Source organism: Streptomyces sp. NPDC055099 (assembly GCF_053607685.1).
In genome coordinates this window covers 164,503-183,927 of record NZ_JBSGUA010000016.1, presented here as the reverse complement: position 1 = coordinate 183,927, position 19,425 = coordinate 164,503, and the positions used below count along the sequence as shown (strand labels likewise).

Here is a 19,425-nt window from a genome sequence, read left to right as displayed (position 1 = left end):
GCGTAGCCCGGTACTAGCCCGGAGCGCGCCGCGGGCACGCGGGACGCTCAGTCCGCCGACTCGTCCAGCGCGCGCAGCACGTCCGCGACCAGGTCAACGGCGTCCTCGGAGCCGGCGGAGAGGCGGATGAAGCCCTCCGCGACGGCGTCCCCGCCCCAGCGGCCACGACGCTCCGCGGTGGAACGCACGCCGCCGAAGCTCGTCGCGTCATCGACCAGATGCAGCGCGTCCAGGAAACGGTCGGCCCGCTCGCGCGAGGGCAGCGTGAAGGAGACCACGCATCCGAAGCGCCGCATCTGCTGCGAGGCGACCTTGTGCGAGGGGTCGTCGGGCAGCCCCGGGTAGCGGAGCCCGGTCACCTCGTCACGGGCGCGCAGCGCCTCGGCGAGGGCCAGGGCGTTGGCGTTCTGGCGATCGGCGCGCAGCTGGAGCGTGGCGAGCGAGCGATGCGCCAGCCAGGCCTCCATGGGCCCCGGGATGGCCCCGACGATCTTGCGCCAGCGCCGCACGGAGGCGGTCAGCTCCGCGTCACGGCAGGCGACGTATCCGAGGAGGATGTCGCCGTGGCCGGTGAGCATCTTGGTGCCGCTGGCCACGGAGAAGTCCGCGCCGAGTTCGAGGGGGCGCTGGCCGAGCGGCGTGGCCAGGGTGTTGTCGACCGCCACGAGGGCTCCCCGCGCGTGTGCCGCGTCGGCGAGGCGCCGTACGTCGCACACGTCGAGGCCCGGATTCGACGGCGTCTCGATCCACAGCAGCTTGGCGCCGTCCAGGACGTCGAGCTGGGCGTCACCACCGGTCGGGGCGGTGCGCACCTCGATGCCGTACGCGGTCAGCTGCTCCCTGACGAGGGGCAGTGCCTGATAGCCGTCGTCCGGCAGGACCACCGCGTCACCGGCGCGCAGCTGCGAGAAGAGCACCGCCGAGATGGCGGCCATCCCGGAGGCGAAGACCAGGGTCTCGACGTCCGGGCCCGCGGCCCCGTCGCCGCTCCGGTCCGGCGCCTCGAGCTCGCCGATGGCCTGTTCGAGAAGCGTCCAGGTCGGGTTGTCGTCCCGGCCGTAGGTGTACGGCCCGGTGGGCTCGCCCGGCAGGTGGAAGTGCGCGGCGAACACCGGACCCGGGAGGGTCGGCTCGTACTTCACCGGCTCGGGGAGGCCGGCCCGCACCGCTCTCGTTCCGTCACCCGTCCCGGTGCCTGTTCCCGCGCCGTCACCTGCGGATATCGCTGCGGAGTCCGTCATGCCGCCCGCCCTTCCCTTGCTTCACGTACGGCGTCGAGCAGACCGTCGCTCGCCGCCTCCACCATTCTCAGGCACGTGTCGAACCCGTCGATGTCCCCGTAGTACGGGTCAGGGACGTCCAGCTCGCCGAGCCCGGCGGCGACGGGGTCGTACGAGCGCAGCAGCCGTACCTTGTCCGCGTCGGCCGGTGTGGGCGCGAGGCGGCGCAGGGCCCGGTGGTGTCCCGCGTCCAGGGCGATCACGAGGTCGAGCCGGGGGAACCAGGAGACCTGGAAGCGGCGCGCCACGTGATCGCTCTCGTAGCCGGCGGCCTCCAGGACGGAGACGGTGCGCGGATCGGCGCCGTCCCCCTCGTGCCAGCCGTCGGTGCCCGCGCTGTCCACCACGACGAGGCCGCCGAGCCCTGCCTCGTCGACCCGGGCACGGAAGACGGACTCGGCCATGGGGGACCGGCAGATGTTGCCGGTGCACACGAAGCACACGGAGAAGGCCATGGGGCGGTCTCAGTCCTTGTCGTCGGGCAGGACGACGTTCATCGCCCAGGACACGATCGAGATGATCAGGCCGCCCAGGACGGCGGTCCAGAACCCCTCGACGTGGAAGCTCACGTCGAGCTTGTCGGCCAGCCACGACGTGAGCAGCAGCATCAGCGCGTTGACCACGAGGGTGATCAGGCCGAGGGTCAGGATGAACAGGGGGAAGGTGAGCACCTTCACGACCGGCTTGACCAGGAAGTTCACCAGGCCGAAAAGCAGTGCGACGACGATCAGCGTGAGCGTCTTCTTGCCCGTGCTGTCGCCGGTCAGCGTGATCTTGTCGAGGAGCCACACGGCGACGGCAAGGGCCGCCGCGTTGGCGATCGTCTTGACTACGAAATTCTTCATGTGTGTGATCGTTGCAGACGGACGGCCAGAACGGCCGGTTCGCGGGCTGGGGCAAGGGGTGTACGAGGACGATGAAGGCATTCCGGCTGGATGAACTGGAGACGGAGCGCGCCGCGAACGACGGCGCGTACCTGCAGTTTCTGCGCGAGCGGAACATGTCGGTCGGGCTGTACGCGCTCGACGCCGGGGAGTCGGACCCGCAGCAGCCTCACCAGCAGGACGAGGTGTACATGATCGTCAGCGGCCGGGCGTCGATCACGGTCGGCATGGAGACCACTCAGGTCGCGCGCGGCAGCGTCGTCTACGTGCCTGCCGGGGTGGCCCACAAGTTCCATCACATCAGCGAGGACCTGCGGGTGCTCGTCGTCTTCTCGCCGCCGGAGGGCTGAACTCCCCTGAGCGCAGCCCTGTGGAGGGTTGTACCTGTACGCCGCAGGGCTGACTTCTCGGGGCTGCGACCTCGGGGTTCCCTAGGGGGTGGATCAGGGGAGGACAAGGGATGCGAGGCCCCCGTCGGGCCCTCCGCCGCCCTAGCATCGAATGCAAGAAGCAGGACGTATGCGGAGAGAGGTAAAGACGATGGCTGCGCAGGAGATCTTCTCGGGATTGCCGTGGTGGGTGAAGTGGATCGCGGTGCCCGTCATCGCCCTGGTCGTGTTCGGCGGCCTGATAGCGAGCGTCGTGGGTTTCGTGGTCGGCCTGCTGTTCAAGGCGCTCCTTTTCGTCGCCTTGGTGGGTGGACTCATCTACGTCGTACGGAAGTTCATATCCGGCTCCACCTCTTCGCGCAGCGATTGGTGAGTTCCCGCAACAGTTCGCTCGGGTGGGGGAAGTTTCCTGGTGCGGCGCCTTGCTCCGGCGGCCAGCGGTTAGAGTCCGAAAACCGACGTGGGACGAGCCCCGCGTGCGGGCGCACTGCGCTCCCACCCGTGTAGCCCAGGGCACGGGCGGAACCCCCAGCCGTTTTCGGGAGTGAACCTTGGCCACGGTTGACGCCACACCCGCCGACATCCCGTCCGACGACCCCTCGTACGCGGCGTCGCCCGGCCCGGCATCAACTACGGCCGCGCCGACCCTCATTGGCTCGGTGCAGCGGGCGATGCGCCTCCTGGAGGCCGCGTCCGCGCACCAGGAGGGGGCGCCCGCCAAGCAGTTGGCGCGGGAGGCTGGGCTCGCGCTCCCCACGGCGTATCACCTGCTCCGGACCCTGACGCACGAGGGCTATCTGAGCCGCGAGAAGGGCGTGTTCGTGCTCGGCGAGGCAGCCGAGCGGCTGAGTGCGAGCGGGGCACAGCAGAATCGTCGCGGCATGATCGGTGAGGCCCTGGAGCACTGGCGGGATGCCATCGGCGTGCCGGTGTACTTCGCCGTCTACCGCGAGGGCGAGATCGAGGTCGTGGCCGTCGCGGACACGCCGGGGAATCCGGCGGTGGAGGAGTGGGCCGACTTCCGCGAGACCGGACACGCCCATGCGATCGGGCAATGTCTGCTCGCCCAACTCGACGACGAACAGCGCCGGGACCACCTCTCCCGCTATCCGGTGCAGTCCATCACTCGATACTCGGTCCGCGACGACCGCACATTCATCCGCCGCCTGGACGCGATGGACCGGATGCGGCCCGTGGTGGAGCGCCAGGAGTACGCGCTGGGGACGGTCTGCGCCGCGATTCCGATCACTGCGGGTAACACGGCGGCGACGATGGCGATTTCAGTTCCGGCCTATCAGGCGGACCGTCTCCTACCTGCGGCCGAGCGTTTGCAGGGCGAGATCGGAAGGCTGCTGAGGACACTTGCTTTCTCTATCAGCATCTGAAAACTCACTCCTTGTGATCTGATGTGTACGTTAAGCAAGATGCCATGAGTGTCAGGGAGTTGGTTCCTGGCCAGTCGAGCTTTAGCGACGGGGTAGGCGGGCGATGCGCGAGTCAGTCCAGGCAGAGGTCATGATGAGCTTCCTCGTTTCCGAGGAGCTGTCGTTTCGCATCCCGGTGGAGCTGCGTTATGAGACCGGCGATCCTTACGCCGTCCGGCTGACCTTCCACCTCCCCGGAGACGCACCCGTCACCTGGGCCTTCGGCCGCGAGCTGCTGGTCGACGGGGTGGGCGGGGCATGCGGAGACGGGGACGTGCACATCGCCCCCACCGATCCCGAGCTGCTCGACGAGGCACTCATCCGGCTCCAGGTCGGCGCGGACCAGGCGCTGTTCCGGGTCGGGATTCCGCCCCTGCTCGCCTTCCTCGACCGTACGGACAAGCTGGTTCCGCTGGGGCAGGAGCGGGCGCTCGCCGACTTCGAGACACACCTGGACGAGGCGCTGGACCGGATTCTCGCCGAGGAGCAGAGCGCGGGCTGACCTCCGAGCCAAGAGACGCAGCCGTACGGCAGATTGGTGCATTTCGTGGCATCGGCGGGTGCGGCGCAGGGGCCGCCGTTCAGGCCTTGCGGCGGCGGCCCTTTCCGCCGCGGCTCTGCTTGGGGGCGGGGGTGGCGCCGCTCGCGGGCCCGGCCGTGGCCACCGGCTTGCTCGCGGGGGCCGTGCGGTCGGCGGAGACCACCAGGGCCGCGAGCGCCGTCGTCACCGGCACCGAGGCGACCAGGCCGATCGAGCCGACCAGGGTGCGCACGATCTCCTCGGCCACCAGTTCACTGTTGGCCACCGTGCCCACGCTGCTCTGGGCGATGGAGAAGAGGAGCAGCAGAGGCAGCGCGGCGCCCGCGTAGGCCAGGACCAGGGTGTTGACGACCGAGGCGATGTGGTCGCGGCCGATGCGGATGGCGGCGCCGTACAGGCCCCGCCAGCCCATCGTGGGATTGGCCTGATGCAGCTCCCAGACCGCGGATGTCTGCGTCACCGTCACGTCGTCGAGCACGCCCAGGGAGCCGATGATGACGCCGGCGAGCAGCAGACCGCTCATGTCGATGGACGGGTACAGACCGTGGATCAGGCCGGTGTTGTCGTCCGTGTTGCCGGTCAGTGAGGCCCAGCCGATGAAGAGCGAGCCGAGCAGTCCGATCAGGAGCAGGGAGATGAGCGTGCCGAGGACCGCGACCGACGTACGGGCCGTCAGACCGTGGCACAGATAGAGCGCGATCAGCATGATGGCGCTGGCCCCGATCACCGCCACGACCAGCGGGTTCGAGCCCTGCAGGATCGCGGGCAGGATGAAGAACGTCAGGACCAGGAAGCTCAACGCCAGCGCGACCAGGGCCATGACGCCGCGCAGCCGTCCCACGGCCACGACGACGAGCGCGAAGATCCCGGCGAGCAGCGCCATGGGGAACTTCCGGTTCACGTCGGTGACCGAGTACTGCAGCGCCTCGGGGGCCGTGGGCTCGTAGGCGACCACCACCTGCTGGCCCTCGCGCAACTGCCGCGGTGAGTCCGGCTGGACGATCTCGGTGAAGGTGCGGCCCTTGTCCTTGCCGCTGGTCACCTCGATCGTCGCCTTCTTGCAGATGCCCTTCGCGCGGGACTCCGCGGACTGACCCTCGGCGGTGGAGGTATCGCCGTTGGGCGGGGTCTGCGAGGCGTTCACGTCCTTGCAGGGCAGCTCCTGCACCTTCGTCACGTCGGCCGACTGCGTCTGCCGGTCGAAGCCGACTCCGGTGCGCTCATGGCCCGGCGCGCCGCCGGGCCACAGCACCACGAGGCCCACGAGCACCGCCGTGGCGAAAGGAATCAGCACGGCGGCGATGACCTTGCGCAGATGCTTCGACACCGGCGCGGCCGGACCATGGCTGTGGGAGTGCCCGTGCGGGTCCGGGGGACGGTTCGGGACGGGCGGCTGGGACGGCGGCTGTGTGGTGGTCACTGCCCGATCATCGCAAGAACGGACGGGGCCCTCTGTTCAGCGCGCCCGACATGACGCTAGCGTGGAGCCACCTTTGCAATCGCGGGAGCTCGGAGCACCGGGCTGAGAGGGCGCTGACCTCCGTACGAATCGGCACAAGAAGTGCACGAACAGTACGGAATCCGCTGCGTCGACCGCCGAACCTGTTACCGGGTAATGCCGGCGTAGGGAGTAGGTCTCATGACCACATCGGACGCACGCACGCCTGCCTCGACGCAGAACCAGGGCGACGAGGCCGGGAAGTCCATCGGCTGGCACAAGGCGTATGTCGAGGGCTCGCGCCCCGATCTGCGGGTGCCGGTCCGCCAGGTGCACCTCACCAACGGCAAGGCCGTGACCCTGTACGACACTTCGGGTCCGTACACCGACGAGTCCATCGACACCGACGTCCGCAGGGGCCTCGCGCCGCTGCGCGAGAACTGGATCATCGCCCGCGGCGAGACCGAGGAGTACGTGGGCCGCCCGCCCCGCCCCGAGGACGACGGCATCAAGCACACCTCGCCGCGCGGAGGCCTGAAGAACCTCGACGCGGTCTTCCCCGGCCGCCCGCGCCAGCCGCGCCGGGGCCGCGGCGGCCAGGCGGTGACGCAGCTCGCGTACGCCCGCCGCGGCGAGATCACGCCCGAGATGGAGTTCATCGGGATCCGCGAGAACCTCGACCCCGAGGTCGTGCGGGCGGAGGTCGCCGCCGGTCGCGCGGTGATCCCCGCCAACGTCAACCACCCGGAGATCGAGCCGATGATCATCGGCAAGAAGTTCCTGGTGAAGGTCAACGCCAACATCGGGAACTCCGCGGTGACCTCCTCCATCGAGGAGGAGGTGGACAAGATGACCTGGGCGACCAAGTGGGGCGCCGACACGGTCATGGACCTGTCCACCGGTCGCAACATCCACACCACCCGCGAGTGGGTCCTGCGCAACTCCCCCGTGCCCATCGGCACCGTGCCGCTCTACCAGGCCCTGGAGAAGGTCGACGGCCAGGCCGAGGCGCTGACCTGGGAGATCTACAAGGACACGGTCATCGAGCAGGCCGAACAGGGCGTGGACTACATGACGGTGCACGCGGGCGTGCGCCTTCCGTACGTCCCGCTGACCGCCAACCGCAAGACCGGCATCGTCTCGCGCGGCGGCTCGATCATGGCCGCCTGGTGTCTCGCCCACCACAAGGAGAGCTTCCTCTACGAGAACTTCGAGGAACTCTGCGAGATCCTCGCCTCGTACGACGTGACGTACTCCCTCGGCGACGGCCTGCGGCCGGGCTCGATCGCGGACGCCAACGACGAGGCGCAGTTCGCCGAGTTGCGCACCCTCGGGGAACTCAACACGATCGCCAAGCGTCATAACGTACAGACCATGATCGAGGGCCCGGGACATGTCCCGATGCACAAGATCAAGGAGAACATCGACCTTCAGCAGGAGATCTGCGAGGAGGCGCCGTTCTACACGCTCGGCCCGCTGACCACCGACATCGCTCCCGCCTACGACCACATCACCTCCGGCATCGGCGCCGCGATGATCGGCTGGTGGGGCACGGCGATGCTCTGCTACGTCACGCCCAAGGAGCACCTGGGCCTGCCCAACCGCGACGACGTGAAGACCGGCGTCATCACGTACAAGATCGCGGCCCACGCGGCGGACCTCGCCAAGGGGCACCCGGGCGCGCAGGACTGGGACGACGCGCTCTCGGACGCCCGCTTCGAGTTCCGCTGGGAGGACCAGTTCAACCTGGCCCTCGACCCGGTCACGGCACGGGAGTTCCACGACGAGACGCTGCCGGCCGAGCCCGCGAAGACGGCGCACTTCTGCTCGATGTGCGGGCCGAAGTTCTGCTCCATGAAGATCTCGCACGACATCCGGCGTGAGCACGGCGGCACGCAGGACGAGATCGAGGCGGGCATGGACCAGAAGTCCAAGGAGTTCGCGGCAGCAGGAAACCGCGTGTACCTGCCCATCGCCGACTGAGCGATGCCACGCGCCGCGCTTCGGGCGGGCACCGCGCCCGCCCGAAGCAGCGTCGCGTACTACTCCGGCTTGTGGTCGGGGCCGCCGAAGTCCGGGCTCGAGAAGTCCGGACTGGAGAAGCTCGGGCGCGGTCCCGCCGCCGGGCCGCCCTCCGGGCTGCTGAACCCCGGCCTGTTGTAGCCGAGTTGGGGCATGCGGCTGCCCGGGTCCGACGACGGTGTACGCGCCGCGTGCGCCGCCCCCGGGTCCGCGAGCGCCTCCCGCAGGAACGGCAGGACGCCGCGCTCCATCAGTGCCTCGCCCCAGGCTTCCCTGGCGCGAACCACCTCCTCGTTCCGTTCTCCGTACGAACCGGCCTGGAGCGACGTGGCGCCGTTGCGCAGGGCGGTCAGGAGCAGGCCGATCGCGGCGATCAGGATGCCCCCTGCGGTGAGCGCGCCGAACAGCCACCCCGCGGTGAGCAGGGTTTCCGCGAAGGCGGGCTCGGGGTTGAGCATCTTCAGGATGTAGCCGACGAGCAGGAAGATCGCGGCGGCCGCCCCGGCGAGGACCGGTGCGAGCACCGCGACGACGGCGATGGCCCCCGCCCCCGAAGCCTGGGTGGTGACCTCCCCCATCGTGGTGGCGAGACCGAGGCCCCCGGAGCCGGCTTCCGCCGGACCCTCGGTGCTCCGCTCCCGGATGGATGGTGCGGCAGATCCGCTTTCGCGCAGTTCCTCGCGGACCTTCACATAGTGCGTGTACTCGGTCGTGGCGGCGGCAGTGATCAGCGCAGTGGCGTTCAGGGCCATGGTGCGCAGCTGCTCGGGATTGAGCCGCTCGCCCATTGCTGCGAGATCAGGACGACTTGGTGCCGTGCGCAGCGCCTCATCGAGGATCCGCTCGTACTCGGGGCGGTCCTCATTGAGCAGGTGTGGAGCGCTGTTCATGTGCATCCCCCGATGCTCCGTAGGGCTTGGGGCTCGCATGGGTGCGAGCCGTCGGGCAGAAACGGAGGGGAGCCTGCTACGGATAAGCCGATGGTAGAGCCGTGAAGGCACGCGGTGACAGGGGGTTTCCAGAAATAGACCCCCTGGCCAGCGTGATCCTGTAGTGGTGCGCCTGCCCGGCGAACGCTCAGTTATCCAGGGGAAGTTGGCAGACCAGCAGTTTTCCGGCCATGGTCACGCCACCGTCCATGGCGATGGCCAGGCCGCCTGCGTAGATGTGTGGCCCCTCGATGACGGGGCCGCCGCCGTCCGAGTCATCCTCGGAGCCGACATCGCCGAGCAGATACGGGATGGGGCTGTGGCCATGCACGATGCGGTGGCCGCCGTACATGTCGAGGAGTTCGCGTACGGCTGAGGGGCCCGACTCGTCGCGGAAGGCGAAGCGCTTGGTGAACTTCCGGAAGAGGTCCCAGCACTCGTCGGCGTCGTTGCGCGTGAGGGTCTCGCGGACCGTGTCGTTCACGGCTTCGATCGAGTCGCCGTAATCCAGATAGGCGGTCGTGTCGGAGTGCATCAGGAGATGCCCGTCCTCCGACTCGATCGCGTCGAGGCGGGCCATCCACTGCAGATGGTGGTCCTCGAGGCGTTCCATGTCGGTCTTCTGGCCGCCGTTCAGGAGCCAGGCGGCCTGGAAGGTGGCCGTACCGGCGCCCGAGTTGACCGGGGTGTCGCCGAACCGCTTGGCGCCGAGCAGGAGCAGCTCGTGGTTGCCCATGAGCGCCTTGCAGTAGCCGCCCGCGGCCGCCGCCTGCGCGGACAGGCGCATCACGAGGTCGATGACGCCGATGCCGTCCGGGCCGCGGTCGGTGAAGTCGCCGAGGAACCACAGGCGCGCGTTGCCCGCGGACCAGTCGCCCTCGGCGTCGATGAGGCCCTGCTCCTGGAGCGCCGCGATCAGCTCGTCCAGATAGCCGTGCACATCACCCACCACGAACAGCGGGCCGTGCTCGTCGGACACCGGCGCCTGCGGAGGCTCGGGCATGGCCTGCACCTCCACTTGCACGGTGTCTGTGCGGTTGATGACGGGCAGGTCGCGCTGGGTGGGGGTGTAGCCGTCATCCAGCGATCCGGGCACCTCCCCGGGGGCGCCCGGAACCGCCACGCCCGCCGGGTCCCCCTGGACCGGACCGGTCTCGTGGACGTACGCCGGAACGCGGAAGTCGCGCAACGTCGCCGTCCGCACATCGGGTCCCTGACCGGCCCCCTGAGTCATCGACCCCTCCACCACCATTGCGCCGCATCTGCACCGAGATCGGACTGCCTGGTCGCAGCGGCCCGCGGTGTCGTCCGCCCATCATAGGAATGCGGCTCGCGCTGTGTGGTGCACCAGGGGTGGTGAATCAGTGCTGAACCCCAGTTCACCGAGGTTTTCTCCCGAATTGGGTAGGGGTTTCCCCCCAGGCCACGGCCGGGATGCGCCAGGCAGTGCTGGTTGACGGCCGGATGATTGGCCGGTTGACGGGGTTCTCCCCGCGGTGCGGCCCGCTCAACCGGGTCCCGGTGAGCGGGGTGGGCTGACCGTCGTGCGCGGTGGACGGCGCTCGGACGACGTGCGCACGATCAGCTCCGTCGGTATCACCTGCTCGACGGGCCGGCCCGAATCCAGACCTTCGATGGCGTCGATGAGGAGCTGGACTACGGCCGTGCCGATGCGCCGGGGTTTGAGCGAGAGCGTGGTGATGGGCGGTTCGGTGGTGGCGTAGACCGTGGACTCGCTGCAGCACACGAGCAGCAGGTCGTCCGGGACACGCAGTCCGTACCGGCGGGCGGCCGCGAGGAGATCGGTGCCGTTCGGGTCGAAGAGGCCGTACACGGCGTCGGGGCGGTCGGGCCGGGCAAGCAGCCGGTCGGCGGCGACGGCGCCGGCACACGGGTCGTGGGCCGGGTAGGACTCGTAGACCGGGTCCTGTCCGACGCGCTCGCACCAGCGCAGATAGGCGGTGGTGGACAGATGGGTGTACGTGTCCGTGGTGGTCCCGGTGAGCAGCCCGATCCGGCGGGCTCCGGCCGCCGCGAGGTGGTCGAGGATCTCGAGGACCGCCGCTTCGTGGTCGTTGTCGACCCAGGCGGTGACCGGGAGGGACCCGGCAGGACGTCCGTCGGACACGACGGGTAGGCCCTGGCGCACCAGTTCGCTGACGACGGGGTCGTGGTCGGACGGATCGACGACGACGGTGCCGTCGAGCGCGACGTTCGACCACACGTCGACCGGGCTGCGCCGGGAGGTGGCGGGAAGGATGACAAGGGCGTAGCCGCGGGCCAGCGCGGCCGAGGTCGCGGCTCTGGCCATCTCCGCGAAGTACGCGAATTCGGTGAAGGTGAAAGGTTCATCCCCGTAGGTCGTCACGGTCAGGCCGATGAGGCCCGACTTGCCGGTACGGAGCGTTCGGGCCGCCGCGGAAGGGCGATAGCCCAGCCGTTCGGCGACCTCGCGGACATGGCGTCGGGTGGCGTCCGGGAGCCGGCCCTTGCCGTTGAGTGCGTCGGAGACAGTCGTGATGGAGACACCGGCTGCTGCGGCGACGTCTCTGATGCCCGCTCGGCTCTGCCGGTTGCCCCGGCGGGCGGTCTCCGCTCGGCTCACCTGGTGGTTCCCTGCTGCTGTCATGGCGAGCCGATAGTAGGGCTCATGAGGGTGGGTAGTGCGGACGCATATTCACTCGTTGACAGGCACGTTTCTGCAAGGTCGAAACAGGTCAACAGCCTTGGAATGCACGGTAGTTGGCTCTACTTGGGGTGGACGGTCCCTTGTCGCCGCGCACAGGCCTACCAAATGAGCGATGTCTCGAAGAGGTCTCAACTCACCTTCACGGGTGATGCGCGCCACGGAGTGAGCCACGGGCGCGCGCTGGGGCAGGGAGCGCTCCCCCCTCATTGCGCGCCCGCCGGAGCGGATACCGCTGACCCATTCGCAGCAGAGCTGAATCCTCATAAGGTGAGGAGTATTGAAGTCAGGGTGTTCAGGTGTTCAAGAGGAGGACTGCGGTGAGCGAGACGAGCCCGAGGCTGCGTGCCGAGCTGGAGGGTATCCCCACCTACAAGCCGGGGAAGCCCGCCGCGGCCGACGGCCCGGTGGCCTACAAGCTGTCCTCGAACGAGAACCCCTACCCGCCCCTGCCGGGCGTCATGGAGAGCGCGCTGGCCGCCGCGGGCGCGTTCAACCGCTACCCCGACATGGCGTGCACGGGCCTGATGAGCGAGCTCGCCGAGCGTTTCGGGGTGCCGGTGTCCCATGTGGCGACGGGCACCGGTTCCGTCGGCGTCGCGCAGCAGCTGATCCAGGCCACGTCGGGACCGGGGGACGAGGTCATCTACGCCTGGCGGTCCTTCGAGGCGTACCCGATCATCACGCAGGTGAGCGGGGCCACGTCGGTCAAGGTGCCGCTGACGCCGGGGGACGTGCACGATCTGGACGCGATGGCCGAGGCCATCACCGACCGGACGCGGCTGATCTTCGTCTGCAACCCGAACAACCCGACCGGCACCGTGGTCCGCAGGGCCGAGCTGGAACGATTCCTCGACCGGGTGCCGAGCGATGTCCTCGTCGTCCTCGACGAGGCCTACCGCGAGTTCATCCGCGACCCCGAGGTGCCGGACGGCGTCGAGATCTACCGCGAGCGTCCGAATGTCGCCGTGCTGCGTACGTTCTCCAAGGCGTACGGCCTCGCGGGGCTGCGGGTCGGCTTCGCGATCGCCCATGAGCCGGTGGCGGCCGCCCTGCGCAAGACGGCGGTGCCCTTCGGGGTGAGCCAGCTCGCGCAGGACGCGGCGGTGGCCTCGCTGCGGGCCGAGGACGAGCTGATGGGCCGTGTCGGTTCGCTGGTCGCCGAGCGCACGCGGGTGGTCGAGACGCTGCGGGGGCAGGGCTGGACGGTGCCGGAGACGCAGGCGAACTTCGTGTGGCTACGGCTCGGGGAGCGTACGGCCGACTTCGCGGCGGCGTGCGAGAAGGCCGGTGTGGTCGTGCGGCCGTTCGCGGGCGAGGGGATGCGGGCCACGATCGGGGAGACCGAGGCCAACGACATCTTCCTGCAGGCCGCGGAGGCGTTCCGCAAGGAGTTGTAGCCTCCGGACGTAGTCGGACGAGAGGGCCCCGGGGCGCGTGCTCCCCGGGGCCCTCTCGCGTTTCCCCGAGTAAGGGGGACCCCCCTTTCCGTGCCGACAAGCAGTAGGTCATAATTGCTTGTGAATGTGAACGCGTTCACAAGCGTGTCCCGGTTCCTCCGAAGATCAGAGGGATTTAAGGGGCAAACCGCCGAGGTGAGCACGGCTGTAAGGAGAAGTCGACGTGGACCTGGCTCTGGCGCCGGAGACCCTGGCGCGATGGCAGTTCGGCATCACCACCGTCTACCACTTCCTGTTCGTCCCGCTGACGATCTCTCTGGCCGCCCTCACGGCGATCCTGGAGACGGCCTGGGTGCGCACGGGCAAGGAGCACTACCTCAGGGCGACCAAGTTCTGGGGAAAGCTGTTCCTGATCAACATCGCGATGGGCGTCGTCACCGGCATCGTCCAGGAGTTCCAGTTCGGCATGAACTGGTCCGACTACTCGCGCTTCGTCGGTGACGTCTTCGGGGCGCCGCTCGCCTTCGAGGCCCTGATCGCGTTCTTCTTCGAGTCGACCTTCATCGGCCTGTGGATCTTCGGCTGGGACAAGCTCCCGAAGAAGCTGCACTGCGCCACGATCTGGATCGTCTCCATCGGGACGATCCTGTCGGCGTACTTCATCATCGCGGCCAACGCCTTTATGCAGCACCCGGTCGGCTACAAGATCGTGGAGCGGGACGGCACCAAGCGCGCGGAGCTCACCGACTTCGCGAAGGTGCTCTTCCAGGAGACGACGCTGGTCAACTTCTTCCACGTCATCTCGGCGGCCATCCTGGTCGGCGGCGCCTTCATGACCGGCATCGCGATCTTCCACCTCCGCAAGAAGCAGCACATCCGCACCATGCGGATGTCGATGCGGCTCGGCCTGGTCACCGCGTTCGTCGGCACCCTGCTCACCGTGGTCAGCGCCGACACCCTCGGCAAGGTCATGTACGAGCAGCAGCCGATGAAGATGTCGGCCGCCGAGGCACTGTGGGAGTCGGAGAAGCCGGCGCCGTTCTCGCTCTTCGCGTACGGCGATGTCTCCGAGGGCCACAACAAGGTCGCCATCGAGGTCCCCGGGGTGCTGTCCTTCCTCGCCAAGAACAACTTCAGCGCCGAGATCCCCGGCATCAACGACCTCAACAGGGAGGCGCAGGAGAAGTACGGGCCCGGCGACTACCGGCCCAACATCCCCACCGCCTACTGGTCCTACCGCTGGATGATCGGCTTCGGCGGGGTCTCGATGGCCCTGTGCACCGCCGGCCTCTGGCTCACGCGGAAGAAGTTCTGGCTCGCTCCGGAGCACCGTACGGGCGCCGACGACGTGCCGAAGCTGATGCTCACCAAGAACAGGGAGCTGGCGCCCAAGCTCGGCAACTGGTGGTGGCGGCTCTCCCAGTGGACGCTGATCTTCCCCCTCATCGGCACGGCCTGGGGCTGGATCTTCACCGAGACCGGGCGGCAGCCCTGGGTGGTCTACGGCGTCCTGAAGACCCAGGACGCGGTCTCGCCGGGGGTCTCGCAGGGTGAGGTGATCACCTCGCTGGTCGTCTTCACCGGGATCTACGCGATCCTCGCCGTGATCGAGGTGAAGCTGCTGCTCAAGTACATCAAGGCGGGTCCGCCCGAGCTCACCGAGGCCGACCTCAATCCGCCCACCAAGATCGGCGGCCCCGGCTCGGGATCGGGCTCCGATGACGACGCCGACGCCGACCGGCCCATGGCCTTCTCGTACTGAGGGAGTTGATCGACATGGAACTTCACGACGTCTGGTTCGTGCTGATCGCAGTCCTGTGGATCGGCTACTTCTTCCTGGAGGGCTTCGACTTCGGGATCGGCATCCTCACCAAGCTGCTCGCCCGTGACCGGACCGAGAAGCGGGTCCTCATCAACACCATCGGTCCCGTCTGGGACGGCAACGAGGTGTGGCTGCTCACGGCGGGCGGCGCGACCTTCGCCGCCTTCCCCGAGTGGTACGCGACGCTCTTCTCGGGCTTCTATCTGCCGCTCCTGATCATCCTGCTCTGCCTGATCGTGCGCGGCGTCGCCTTCGAGTACCGGGCCAAGCGGCCCGAGGAGAAGTGGCAGCGCAACTGGGAGCAGGCCATCTTCTGGACCTCGCTGATCCCGGCGGTGATGTGGGGCGTGGCCTTCGCCAACATCACGCGCGGCGTGAAGATCGACGCCCACAAGGAGTACGTGGGCAACTTCTGGGACCTGCTGAACCCGTACGGCATCCTGGGCGGCCTGGTCACCCTGACGCTGTTCACCTTCCACGGCGCGGTCTTCGCCTCGCTCAAGACGGTGGGGGACATCCGGATGCGGGCGCGGAAGCTGGCGCTGGGGCTCGGCCTGGTGACCGCTGTCCTGGCGCTCGGATTCCTGCTCTGGACGCAGGCGGACAACGGCGACGGCAAGAGCCTGGTCGCGATGGTCGTGGCCGTGGTCGCGCTGGTCGGTGCCATCGGGGCGATCAGGATGGGGCGCGAGGGCTGGTCGTTCGCGCTGTCGGGCATCACGATCGCGGCCGCCGTCGCGATGCTCTTCCTGACGCTCTTCCCGAACGTCATGCCGTCGTCGCTGAACGAGGAGTGGAACCTCACGGTCACCAACGCCTCGTCGAGCCCCTACACCCTGAAGATCATGACCTGGTGCGCGGGCATCGCGACGCCGATCGTGCTGCTCTACCAGTCGTGGACCTACTGGGTGTTCCGCAAGCGGATCGGAACGCAGCACATCGCGGATGCCGCGCACTGAGTGCTTGAGCCTCTGTCCCTGAGGCTTGCGTTCTGATCCCTGAGTTCTTCGGCAGTCTTCTTCCGGTCCCTCGGAGGGTGTGTTTCACGTGAAACCAATCGACCCGCGTCTGCTTCGGTACGCCCGCGCCACTCGGTTCTTCCTGGCCGCGGTGGTGGTCCTCGGCGTCGCCGGGGCGGGCCTGGTCGTCGCCCAGGCGATGCTCATCGCCGAGATCGTGGTCGGGGCCTTCCAGAAGGGGCTCGCCCTCGGTGACCTGCGGACACCGATCGTCCTGCTCGTGGTCGTCGCGGTGGGGCGGGCGTTCGTCGCCTGGCTGACCGAGCTCGCCGCTCACCGGGCGAGCGCCGCGGTGAAGTCGGAACTGCGGGGGCGGCTGCTCGACCGGGCGGGGCAGTTGGGCCCCGGCTGGCTGAGCAGCCAGCGGACGGGTTCGCTGGTGTCGCTGGCCACACGCGGCGTGGACGCACTCGACGACTACTTCTCGCGCTATCTGCCGCAGTTGGGGCTCGCGGTGGTGGTCCCGGTGGCGGTGCTCGCGCGGATCGTCACCGAGGACTGGGTGTCGGCGGCGATCATCGTCGTGACGCTGCCGCTGATCCCGGTCTTCATGATCCTGATCGGCATGGCGACCCAGAACCGGATGGACCGTCAGTGGCGGCTCCTCTCACGTCTGTCGGGACACTTCCTCGACGTGGTGGCGGGCCTGCCGACCCTGAAGGTGTTCGGGCGCGCGAAGGCCCAGGCCGAGTCGATCCGGCAGATCACGGGCGAGTACCGGCAGGCGACGATGCGGACGCTGCGCATCGCCTTCCTGTCGTCCTTCGCGCTCGAACTCCTCGCGACCCTGTCGGTGGCGCTGGTAGCGGTGACCATCGGGATGCGGCTCGTCCACGGCGACATGGATCTGTACGTGGGCCTGGTGATCCTGATCCTCGCGCCCGAGGCCTATCTGCCGCTGCGCCAGGTCGGAGCGCAGTACCACGCGGCGGCGGAGGGGCTCTCCGCCGCCGAGGAGATCTTCGAGGTTCTGGAGGCTCCCGTACGGGTCACGGGAGACGCCGCCGCGCCTTCGGGGACGCTGAGCGTGGAGGGCGTGACGGTCCGGTATCCGGGGCGGTCATCGGACGCGGTGTCCGGGGTGTCGTTCGCGGTGGAGCCCGGTGAGACCGTGGCTCTGGTCGGGCCCAGCGGGGTGGGCAAGTCGACGCTGCTCGACGTGATCCTCGGGTTCGTCGAGCCTGCCGAGGGGCGGGTGCGCGTCGGGGGCGTCGACCTGGCCGAGGTCGCGCCGGAGCGGTGGCGGGAGCGGATCGCCTGGGTCCCGCAGCGACCGCACCTGTTCGCCGGGTCCATCGCGGAGAACGTACGCCTCGCGCGGCCGGACGCGGACGATGCTTCCGTGCGCGACGCGTTGGAGTCGGCGGGGGCCTGGGAGTTCGTGTCCGCGCTGCCGGGTGGCGTGGGGACGCCGCTCGGGGAGGACGGTGCCGGCCTGTCCGCCGGGCAGCGGCAGCGGCTGGCCCTGGCGCGGGCGTTCCTGGCCGACCGTCCTGTGGTCCTGCTGGATGAGCCGACGGCCGCTCTGGACGGGGAGACCGAGGCCGGGGTCGTCGAAGCGGTGCGGCGGCTGGCCGTGGGGCGGACCGTGCTGCTCGTCGTGCACCGGCCGGCGCTGCTGGCGGTGGCGGACCGGGTCGTACGGCTCGGCGCTGCCCGGCAGGGTGAGCCTGAAGTGGCGCTTTCGCGGGCAGCGGTGGTGGCGGAGGTGGGCGACGGGTCCTTGGGGCGCCCCAAGGCGTCCGCAGGGGCCCCGGAGCCGCAGGGCGCCCCGGTGGACGCGTACGAGAGTCCCCGGGCGAAGGGTGACGTCCTCGCTCGGGTGCGGGGTGCCGCGCAGGCGCGTAAGGGCAAGCTCGCGCTCGCCCTGCTCCTGGGTGCCCTGGCGATCGGCAGCTCCGTGGGGCTGATGGCCACCTCCGGGTACCTGATCAGCCGGGCGTCGGAGCAGCCGCCGGTGATGTACCTGATGATCGCCGTGACGGCGACCCGCGCCTTCGGCATGGGCCGTGCCGTCTTCCGCTACGCGGAGCGCCTCGTCTCGCACGACGCCGTCCTGCGGATGCTGGCCGACACCCGCGTGGCCGTCTACCGGCGCCTTGAGCGCCTGGCCCCGGCGGGGCTGAGGAAGACCCGCCGCGGTGACCTGCTCTCCCGCCTGGTCGCCGACGTGGACGCCTTGCAGGACTACTGGCTGCGCTGGCTGCTGCCCGCGTCGGCCGCCGCGGTGGTGGGTGCCGGAGCGGTCGGCTTCACCGCCTGGCTGCTGCCCGAGGCCGGCGCCGTCCTCGCCGTCGGTCTGCTCCTCGCCGGGGTGGGCGTACCGCTGCTCTCCGGAGCCGTCGCCCGCCGGGCGGAGCGCAAGCTCGCCCCCGCGCGCGGGGCACTGGCCACCCGCGTGGCCGATCTGCTCACCGGTACCGCCGAGTTGACGGTCGCGGGCGCCCTGACCCGGCGCACGGCCAAGGCGAAGGAGGCCGACGCCGAGCTGACCCGGATCGCGTCACGGACGGCCACGGCCACCGCGCTCGGCGACGGGTTCGGCGCGCTCGCCACCGGACTCACCGTGACCGCCGCCGCTGCCGTCGGCGTACAGGCGCTGCACGACGGTCGGCTCAGCGGCGTGGCGCTCGCCGTGGTCGTCCTCACTCCGCTCGCCGCCTTCGAGGCCGTCCTGGGGCTGCCGCTCGCCGTCCAGTACCGCCAGCGCGTCAGGAAGAGCGCCGAGCGCGTCTACGAGGTCCTCGACGCCCCCGAACCCGTACCCGAGCCCGCCGAGCCCGCGCAGCGCCCGCAGACGCCCTTCCCGCTCCGTGTCGAGGGGCTGCACGCCCGGTACGAGGGGCAGGACCGGGACGCGCTCGCGGGTGTCGGCCTGACCCTGGAGCGCGGGCGGCGCATCGCGGTGGTCGGCCCCTCGGGTTCCGGCAAGACGACGCTCGCCCAGGTGCTGCTGCGCTTCCTCGGGGCGAGCGAGGGGACGTACAGCCTGGGCGGCACGGACGCGGCCACCCTCGACGGGGACACCGTGCGTGAACTCGTCGGGCTGTGCGCCCAGGACGCGCACATCTTCGACAGCTCCGTACGCGAGAACCTGCTCATCGCCCGGAAGGGTGCCACCGACGACGAACTGCGCGGCGCACTCACGCGGGCCCGTCTGCGGGAGTGGACCGACTCGCTCCCGGAGGGGCTCGACACCCTGGTCGGTGAGCACGGGTCCCGTCTCTCCGGAGGCCAGCGCCAGCGCATCGCCCTGGCCCGCGCGCTGCTCGCGGACTTCCCCGTCCTCGTCCTCGACGAGCCGGCCGAACATCTCGACCTGCCGACCGCCGACGCCCTCACCGACGATCTCCTCGCCGCCACCGAGGGCCGGACGACGCTGCTCATCACGCACCGGCTCGCCGGGCTCGACGCGGTGGACGAGGTGATCGTCCTGGACGCGGGGCAGGTGGTGCAGCGCGGTGCGTACGCCGACCTCGTCCTCGTGGACGGGCCGCTGCGGCGCATGCTGGAGAGGGAGCGGGCGGCCGACCTGCTGATGACGGCCGCCGCATAGGGAGCGAGAGTGAGGGGGCCCGTGCCAGGCCGCGT

At 69.5% G+C, this 19,425-nt stretch carries 16 protein-coding genes; 9 read left to right on the top strand and 7 right to left on the bottom strand.

Annotation, left to right across the window (positions count from 1 at the left end):
• Nucleotides 1–47 precede the first annotated feature (47 nt).
• Genes ACWFRU_RS32980 through ACWFRU_RS32970 form a run of 3 tightly spaced genes read right to left on the bottom strand, consistent with a single transcriptional unit; the run spans nt 48 to nt 2,125 of the window.
• The gene (locus ACWFRU_RS32980) at nt 48–1,241 is read right to left on the bottom strand and encodes a cystathionine gamma-lyase (RefSeq protein ID WP_453691807.1); all 1,194 of its coding nucleotides are present in this window, start codon (nt 1,239–1,241) and stop codon (nt 48–50) included.
• Nucleotides 1,238–1,735 carry a low molecular weight protein-tyrosine-phosphatase gene (locus ACWFRU_RS32975; protein ID WP_365826796.1) on the bottom strand — a complete coding sequence of 166 codons (498 nt, stop codon included), beginning with the start codon at nt 1,733–1,735 and terminating at the stop codon, nt 1,238–1,240. Before ACWFRU_RS32975 ends, ACWFRU_RS32980 begins: the two co-directional genes overlap by 4 nt.
• Nucleotides 1,736–1,744: 9 nt before the next feature.
• Nucleotides 1,745–2,125 (bottom strand): phage holin family protein, encoded by a 381-nt coding sequence (locus tag ACWFRU_RS32970; RefSeq protein WP_453691806.1) that lies wholly within the window; start codon nt 2,123–2,125, stop codon nt 1,745–1,747.
• Nucleotides 2,126–2,196: 71 nt separating this feature from the next.
• Here ACWFRU_RS32970 and ACWFRU_RS32965 point away from each other — a divergent pair, with 71 nt between their 5' ends.
• The 4 genes from ACWFRU_RS32965 (at nt 2,197) to ACWFRU_RS32950 (ending at nt 4,479) form a co-directional block, all read left to right on the top strand.
• Nucleotides 2,197–2,514 carry a cupin domain-containing protein gene (locus ACWFRU_RS32965; protein WP_160506069.1) on the top strand — a complete coding sequence of 106 codons (318 nt, stop codon included), beginning with the start codon at nt 2,197–2,199 and terminating at the stop codon, nt 2,512–2,514.
• Nucleotides 2,515–2,704: 190 nt separating this feature from the next.
• Nucleotides 2,705–2,926 (top strand): DUF5326 family protein, encoded by a 222-nt coding sequence (locus tag ACWFRU_RS32960; protein ID WP_351167259.1) that lies wholly within the window; start codon nt 2,705–2,707, stop codon nt 2,924–2,926.
• 286 nt (nt 2,927–3,212) lie between these two features.
• Nucleotides 3,213–3,938, top strand: a complete 726-nt coding sequence (locus ACWFRU_RS32955) for an IclR family transcriptional regulator (RefSeq protein ID WP_453691853.1) — start codon at nt 3,213–3,215, stop codon at nt 3,936–3,938.
• A gap of 103 nt (nt 3,939–4,041) precedes the next feature.
• On the top strand, nt 4,042–4,479 hold the full coding sequence (locus tag ACWFRU_RS32950) for an SsgA family sporulation/cell division regulator (protein ID WP_453691805.1): 438 nt from the start codon (nt 4,042–4,044) through the stop codon (nt 4,477–4,479).
• 79 nt (nt 4,480–4,558) lie between these two features.
• Here the strand turns inward: ACWFRU_RS32950 and ACWFRU_RS32945 are convergent, their stop codons facing one another.
• Entirely contained in the window at nt 4,559–5,938 is a 1,380-nt protein-coding gene (locus ACWFRU_RS32945; protein WP_453691804.1) for a YibE/F family protein, read from the bottom strand.
• A gap of 219 nt (nt 5,939–6,157) precedes the next feature.
• On the opposite strand from ACWFRU_RS32945, the gene thiC reads away from it, so the two are divergent.
• Nucleotides 6,158–7,939 (top strand): phosphomethylpyrimidine synthase ThiC, encoded by a 1,782-nt coding sequence (thiC, locus tag ACWFRU_RS32940; RefSeq protein ID WP_453691803.1) that lies wholly within the window; start codon nt 6,158–6,160, stop codon nt 7,937–7,939.
• A 59-nt stretch (nt 7,940–7,998) separates the two neighbouring features.
• Here the strand turns inward: thiC and ACWFRU_RS32935 are convergent, their stop codons facing one another.
• From ACWFRU_RS32935 to ACWFRU_RS32925, 3 genes are all read right to left on the bottom strand, one after another.
• Entirely contained in the window at nt 7,999–8,874 is an 876-nt protein-coding gene (locus ACWFRU_RS32935; RefSeq protein WP_453691802.1) for a hypothetical protein, read from the bottom strand.
• A 181-nt stretch (nt 8,875–9,055) separates the two neighbouring features.
• Nucleotides 9,056–10,156, bottom strand: a complete 1,101-nt coding sequence (locus ACWFRU_RS32930) for a metallophosphoesterase (protein WP_453691852.1) — start codon at nt 10,154–10,156, stop codon at nt 9,056–9,058.
• Nucleotides 10,157–10,414: 258 nt separating this feature from the next.
• Complete coding sequence (locus ACWFRU_RS32925; RefSeq protein WP_190082941.1) at nt 10,415–11,536, bottom strand: LacI family DNA-binding transcriptional regulator; 1,122 nt, start codon at nt 11,534–11,536, stop codon at nt 10,415–10,417.
• A 377-nt stretch (nt 11,537–11,913) separates the two neighbouring features.
• On the opposite strand from ACWFRU_RS32925, the gene hisC reads away from it, so the two are divergent.
• The 4 genes from hisC (at nt 11,914) to cydD (ending at nt 19,390) form a co-directional block, all read left to right on the top strand.
• Nucleotides 11,914–12,993, top strand: coding sequence for a histidinol-phosphate transaminase (hisC, locus tag ACWFRU_RS32920; protein WP_453691801.1), 1,080 nt, complete (start codon nt 11,914–11,916; stop codon nt 12,991–12,993).
• Between the two features lie 223 nt (nt 12,994–13,216).
• Nucleotides 13,217–14,755, top strand: coding sequence for a cytochrome ubiquinol oxidase subunit I (locus ACWFRU_RS32915; protein ID WP_453691800.1), 1,539 nt, complete (start codon nt 13,217–13,219; stop codon nt 14,753–14,755).
• A gap of 14 nt (nt 14,756–14,769) precedes the next feature.
• Nucleotides 14,770–15,774: a cytochrome d ubiquinol oxidase subunit II gene (cydB, locus tag ACWFRU_RS32910; RefSeq protein WP_453691799.1), complete on the top strand. Its 1,005-nt coding sequence runs from the start codon at nt 14,770–14,772 to the stop codon at nt 15,772–15,774.
• Nucleotides 15,775–15,862: 88 nt separating this feature from the next.
• Nucleotides 15,863–19,390 (top strand): thiol reductant ABC exporter subunit CydD, encoded by a 3,528-nt coding sequence (gene cydD / locus ACWFRU_RS32905; protein WP_453691798.1) that lies wholly within the window; start codon nt 15,863–15,865, stop codon nt 19,388–19,390.
• Nucleotides 19,391–19,425: the final 35 nt, after the last annotated feature.